Origin of the sequence: Streptomyces sp. SID1328 (assembly GCF_009865595.1) — a bacterium.
Taxonomy (GTDB): Bacteria; Actinomycetota; Actinomycetes; order Streptomycetales; family Streptomycetaceae; genus Streptomyces; species Streptomyces griseoluteus.
In genome coordinates this window covers 1-5,192 of record NZ_WWKH01000521.1, presented here as the reverse complement: position 1 = coordinate 5,192, position 5,192 = coordinate 1, and the positions used below count along the sequence as shown (strand labels likewise).

The window sequence follows — 5,192 nt, the reverse complement described above, 5'->3', positions numbered from 1 at the left end:
CCAGCGTGTCGGCCAGCGCGGCGGCGGCCGGGCCGGCCGGTCGCAGAAGCGTCTCCGGCAGCCCGGCACGGGCGGCGGCCCGCGCCAACCGGTCCTGTGCGTAGGGCACTTCGTCCTCCTCCAGGGTCAGGATCGGCAGCCCGGCCACGCCTCGCGGCGGGCGGAGGTCCTCCAGGTGGAGACTGCGCCGGGCGAGTTGCCGCGCCGCGGCCAGGCCGAGCGGGACCTGGAATGTGGCCCGCTCCGGGGCCACGCGGAGCAGGGCGTAGGCAAGCGAACCATCGCTGAGGCCCGACTGCCTCTGCTGCGGCGGGAGTTCCCGTACCGCCAGCGTAATGCCGTGCTCGGTACCTGCCCGGAGTACGCCCGCCAGGGCCACCGGCGCGCAGTGCGCGGGCACGCCCACGCCCCGTGTCCGTGCGGCGCGGGCCGACCGGGCGGCCTGGTCCAGCCGTTCGGCGCGCTCCAGCACGTCGCGTGCGTACGGGAGCAGCGAGGTGCCGAACTCCGTCACGGCGACCTGGCGCCGGGAACGGTCGAACAACGGGCCGCCGAAATGCGCCTCCAGCGACTTGATGCGGCGGCTGAGGAGTGGCTGCGCGATCCCCAGCCGGTCGGCGGCGCGCGAGAAGCTCACCTCCTCGGCCGTTGCGGTGAACGCCGCCAGATGCGCGAGCAGATCCATCCAGGAGTCATATCAATAAGTCATGGAGCGTTCAAAGTTCACTCTTGGACATGAGCGGTGTCCTGCTGTTTCGCTGTCACCCCGTCGGTGATCCAACCGGCCCGACGGCCCAACTCCCGTGGAGGAAAGCGCACATGACCCGTGCCACCCCCGTCCCGCGCCGCACCCTGCTCCGCGCGGGCGCCGCTCTCACCGCCGCTGCCGCCGCCACCTCCGCCGCCCCTGCCTTCGCCGCCCCGAACGGCCCGGCCGCGCTGCGCCCCGAGCTGGCCGCACTGGAGAAGCGGTACGGCGTACGGCTCGGGGTGTACGCGCACAACACCCGCACCGGCGCCACGGTGGCGTACCGCGCCGACGAGCCGTTCGCCATGTGCTCGACGTTCAAGGCCATCGCCGCCGCGGCGGTCCTGCGCGACCACGGCGGCCGCGCTGCGCTCGGCGAGGTGATCCACTACCCGCCGGCGGACATCCTTTCCAACTCCGAGCAGACCAAGGCCCATCAGGAGACCGGCATGGCGCTGGGCGACGTGTGCGCTGCCGCCATCCAGTACAGCGACAACACGGCGGGCAACCTCATGCTCCGCCGGATCGGCGGCCCGGCCGGCCTCACCCGCTTCTTCCGCTCCCTCGGCGACCGGGTGAGCCGGCTCGACCGGTGGGAGACCGATCTCAACACCGCCGTACCCGGTGATGCGCGCGACACCACCACCCCCCGCGCCCTCGGCCGCACCTTCGAACTGCTCACGCTGGGGGAGGCGTTGAGCGACTGCGACCGGGAGCAGCTCGTCGGCTGGCTGCGCGGGAACACCACCAGCGGCAAGCGGTTCGGCGCCGGGCTCCCGTCGGACTGGGTCCTCGCGGACAAGACCGGCACCGGCTCCTACGCCACCGCCAACGACCTCGGTGTGGCCTGGACCGGCAAGGGCACGCCGCTGCTGCTGTCCGTGCTGTCCACCAAGCCCGCGCCCGGCGCGCCCGTGGACGAGGCGCTGATCGAGGAGACGGCACGCCTGCTCGCGGCCACCCTCGCGCCGGGGGAGTAGCCGCCCGCGGCCCCGCCCGCGACCGGCGGGGCCGACCCGTGCAATTCGGGGATGTCGGGTCCCGTACCGAAATCTGCCGTCCGTGCTGACCTGCGCATTCGGTTCCGGCGCAACTGTGATGATGCTCAACTCGTGTAAAATTGACGGGAGTTGTAGAGGCGACAAGACTCTGACCGTCCTCGCTTCCGCCTCGGGCGGGCGAAGGGACACGGGGCGCCGCGCGCCGGTTCGCGCGCGCCCTGCCACCTCCCACACCTTTTGAACGGACAGAGGCTCACCTTGGCACGCTCGCAACCAGCCAGATTTCTCGCCACGGCCGCCGCGGCCTTCCTCGCGGCGACCGCCGCGCCGCTGATCGGCGCCACCGCCGCCCACGCCCAGGAGGGCGGCGCCTGCTCGTCCGCCACCGTGCAGTACCGACTGGTCGACGCCGACGGCAAGGTCGTCGGCGCCGACTGGTCCTCGCAGGGCGGCTTCCACCAGTGGGACACCGTCCCCGGCACCGTCGAGGTCCGCCTCGCGCCCGGCCAGAGCGTCGGCGAGGGGTGCAGCTATCCCGTCTCCCTGGCCGAGTACACCACCGAGGGCCCGAACTGGGCGTCCTCCGGCCACCAGGAGATGGTCGACAAGGCCACCGTCCACCTCACCGCGAAGGACGTCGCGGGCAAGGACGACGACGGCCGCACCTGGCAGAAGCTCAGCGTGAAGACGCCGAGCTGCTTCGGGCAGATCGACCTGTACGGCGAGGACACCGCCTATGACGGCAAGGAGGGCGAGGGTCACGGCCCGCTGCCCGACGTGCGCGCCGGCGTCCTCACGCCGTACCACCTGATAGCCGCCTGGAACGGCGGGGACAAGCGGTGCGAAGGCGGTACGCCGGAGTCGGCCACGCCGAGCCCGTCCGCGCCGGAGACCTCCGCGAGCCCGGTGCCTTCCGCGCCGCCCGCCGGTGGTCAGCCGAGCGCGCCCGCCGAGGGCACCAAGCCCCCGGTGAGCCCGAAGCCCGGCGCGACACCGTCCACCGACGCGGACGTGCCGCCGGCCCAGTCCAGTCCGCCCGCGCCCAAGTCGTCGCCCAACGGCGGTAATCCGCCGCTGGCGGAGACCGGTGCGGGTGCCCCGGTCGGCATGCTCGCGGGTGGGGCCGCGCTCGTGCTGGCCGTGGGAGCCGGGACGGTGTACGCCTCGCGCGCACGCCGTTCCTGACCCCTCCCGCGTCACCGGCGCGGGAAGGGGAGGCAGGAGGGGGAGCCGTCGGCGGACGGCTCCCCCTTTTCGGCCCTACGCGGCCTGGTTTCCCAGTACCGGCAGTAACATGATGATCTTTCTCCGGAAGTTACTCACCAGTCAATCAGGCGCCGTCCGCGTGGGCGCGCCCCCTCCGGAGATGACCATGTCCATGGCCGATGAGGCGTTGGAAAACGCCCGTACCACCTATGAGCAGCACGTACGGACCTGCCGTCAGTGCCGTGCCGACGGCGCGGCCTGCGCCGTGGCCAAGGTCCATCTGCGCACGTACAACAACGCCCGCCGCGACCATCTCCGGGCCACGGGCGGCGCGGCTCCCAGAGGCTGAGGCCTCCGGGCTCAGAACGGGGGAGCGTCCGCGGTCTCCAGCAGCGAGCGGGCGCCGTTCGCCGGCTCCGTCGCGGACGGGAAGAGCCTGGTCCAGGCGCGGGCGCGGCCCAGCGCGCCCAGCCGCCAGGCGAGCCGGGCAGCGCGGCGGAGTTCCGCGGCCGACGGCCCGAGGTCCGTCCAGGGGTCCAGGTAGGCGTCCCGCAGACGGGGGAGTACCTCGGGCCCGTACCGCTCCGCCGCCCGCTGGGCCGGGATGCGCAGACTGGCGAAGGGGTGCGAGACGATGGCGTCTCCCCAGTCGAAGTAGGTGAACCGGCCCGGCGCGGGGTGGAAGAGCTGGCCCTCGTGGAGGTCGGCGTGGTCGAGGGAGTCGGGGACACCGATCGCGTCCAACTCCGCGCACCAGTCGAGCAGCCGGGGTCGCAGGGCGTCGAGCCGGGCCCGCTGCTCGGGCTCCAGGTTGCGGTTCCCGTCCCGCAACCGGTCGAAGGACGCGGGCACTTCGCTCACCCGCAGCCTCGGTACGCCGAGCGCGCCGAGGTCACCGACGCGCGGAACCAGGGCCCGCTGCATGCGGGCGTACCCGCCGAGCAACTCCTCCCAGGCCCGCGGCCCCACCTCCGCCTCCCGGAACAGCGGCCCGCCGTCCGGTAGCAACGACCACCCCCGCTCGCCGTCCACAGCCAGCGGCCGCAGCACGAATTCCGGCACCCACCGGGCCAACGCAGCGGTCAACGGGCCCTCAAAAACGCTGCCGGGCGGATTGGCCTTGAACCACACGGGGCCCTGGCCGCCCACCGGCACCCGCATCAGCACCGACCAGGGCCGCACCCGAACCCGAGCCACCCCGGTCACCCGCAGCCCACACCGCGCGAGTTGCTCTTCGACCCAGGCGAAGACGGCCTCCCGCCACGCCCCCTCTTCCCAGGGCGTCACCGCATCGGGGTACGCACCCCGGTCCACCTCAACCATGCGCTCCATCGAGCAATCCCAGCACGCCAGACCGCCTCTGGCCAGGAATTTTCATACCGTGCGGCCCCAGTGGGCGGCTCCGGCACCGCTCGCGAACCCGGCCGTCGGCCGGTGGCCGGGGTCCCGCCCCGCCCGCACCGTGTGTTCTCACAGCCTCACCTCCGCGCGCTCGCGCGTAGTGGTCGGCTCCGGCAAGGCGCGGCCACCGCCCGGAGGAACAGTCCTCACCGCGCAGCCCCCACCACCAGCTCCCTGAGCTCCGCCACCGCCCGCTCGCGCGCCGCCGTCAGCTCCGGCGAGTCGACCGTCGCCGCCACCACCGGGACGGGACGCGGGCCGGCAGCGAGCTGGTGACCGATCGACGCCCGCATCGCCGGAAGGCGTCCCCACTCCCCGCCCAGCACGATCAGGGCGGGGTCTGCCAAGGCCACGGCCGCGCTCAGCACGCCGGCCACCGCGCGTGCCAGCGTCTGCGCTGCACCTGCGTCGGAGGTGATGGCCGCCTCCAGGGCCGGTACGTCGATGGCCGTCGAGTCCGGCCGGCGCAGGCCGAGCGCGGCGAAGACCTCCGTCAGCGGCATGGCCGAGCGGTCCGGGCCGGTGGTGTGCACGTGGGCGATTTCGCCGGCCAGGCCCCGGTGGCCGCGACGGACGGCGCCGTCGGTGACGACGGCGCAGCCGAGGCCCTCGCCGAGGTGGACGTAGACGAAGTCGTCGACGCCCACGGCCTGGTGTTCGGCGCCGGCGGCCCAGTTGACGTCGTTGTCGACCAGGACCGGCCCGGCGACATGAGGGGCGAGCACAGCCGCTGGGTCGAGGGCGCCGACCAGGAAGGGGGCGTCGGGCAGGCGGACCAGGCGGCCGGTCGCACGGTCGACGGGGTCGGCCGCGCTGACGACGGCGAGCCGGGCGGG

At 73.7% G+C, this 5,192-nt stretch carries 6 protein-coding genes; 3 read left to right on the top strand and 3 right to left on the bottom strand.

The genetic code is table 11. The features are described from left to right. A partial coding sequence (locus tag GT030_RS16455) for a LysR family transcriptional regulator (protein WP_161201742.1) occupies positions 1-685 on the bottom strand: 685 nt, incomplete at its 3' end. 134 nt (positions 686-819) lie between these two features. Between GT030_RS16455 and bla the strand changes: the two genes are divergently transcribed. The 3 genes from bla to GT030_RS16440 all read left to right on the top strand — a co-directional run bounded on the left by bla (position 820) and on the right by GT030_RS16440 (position 3,304). After that, positions 820-1,728: a class A beta-lactamase gene (gene bla, locus GT030_RS16450; protein WP_161201741.1), complete on the top strand. Its 909-nt coding sequence runs from the start codon at positions 820-822 to the stop codon at positions 1,726-1,728. 279 nt (positions 1,729-2,007) lie between these two features. Then, positions 2,008-2,934 (top strand): hypothetical protein, encoded by a 927-nt coding sequence (locus GT030_RS16445; protein ID WP_161201740.1) that lies wholly within the window; start codon positions 2,008-2,010, stop codon positions 2,932-2,934. Positions 2,935-3,121: 187 nt separating this feature from the next. Beyond that, positions 3,122-3,304 carry a hypothetical protein gene (locus GT030_RS16440; protein WP_086695785.1) on the top strand — a complete coding sequence of 61 codons (183 nt, stop codon included), beginning with the start codon at positions 3,122-3,124 and terminating at the stop codon, positions 3,302-3,304. A gap of 11 nt (positions 3,305-3,315) precedes the next feature. Here GT030_RS16440 and GT030_RS16435 read toward each other — a convergent pair whose 3' ends face one another. Beyond that, the gene (locus GT030_RS16435; protein ID WP_202460168.1) at positions 3,316-4,287 is read right to left on the bottom strand and encodes a phosphotransferase; all 972 of its coding nucleotides are present in this window, start codon (positions 4,285-4,287) and stop codon (positions 3,316-3,318) included. 215 nt (positions 4,288-4,502) lie between these two features. Then, a partial coding sequence (locus tag GT030_RS16430; RefSeq protein ID WP_161201739.1) for an ROK family protein occupies positions 4,503-5,192 on the bottom strand: 690 nt, incomplete at its 5' end.

What these genes read in the sequence shown, in the direction of transcription:
- bla (WP_161201741.1), top strand. Translation starts at nt 820, where the DNA reads ATGACCCGTGCCACCCCCGTCCCGCGCCGCACCCTGCTCCGCGCGGGC.
- GT030_RS16440 (WP_086695785.1), top strand. Translation starts at nt 3,122, where the DNA reads ATGTCCATGGCCGATGAGGCGTTGGAAAACGCCCGTACCACCTATGAG.
- GT030_RS16435 (WP_202460168.1), bottom strand. Translation starts at nt 4,287, where the DNA reads ATGGAGCGCATGGTTGAGGTGGACCGGGGTGCGTACCCCGATGCGGTG.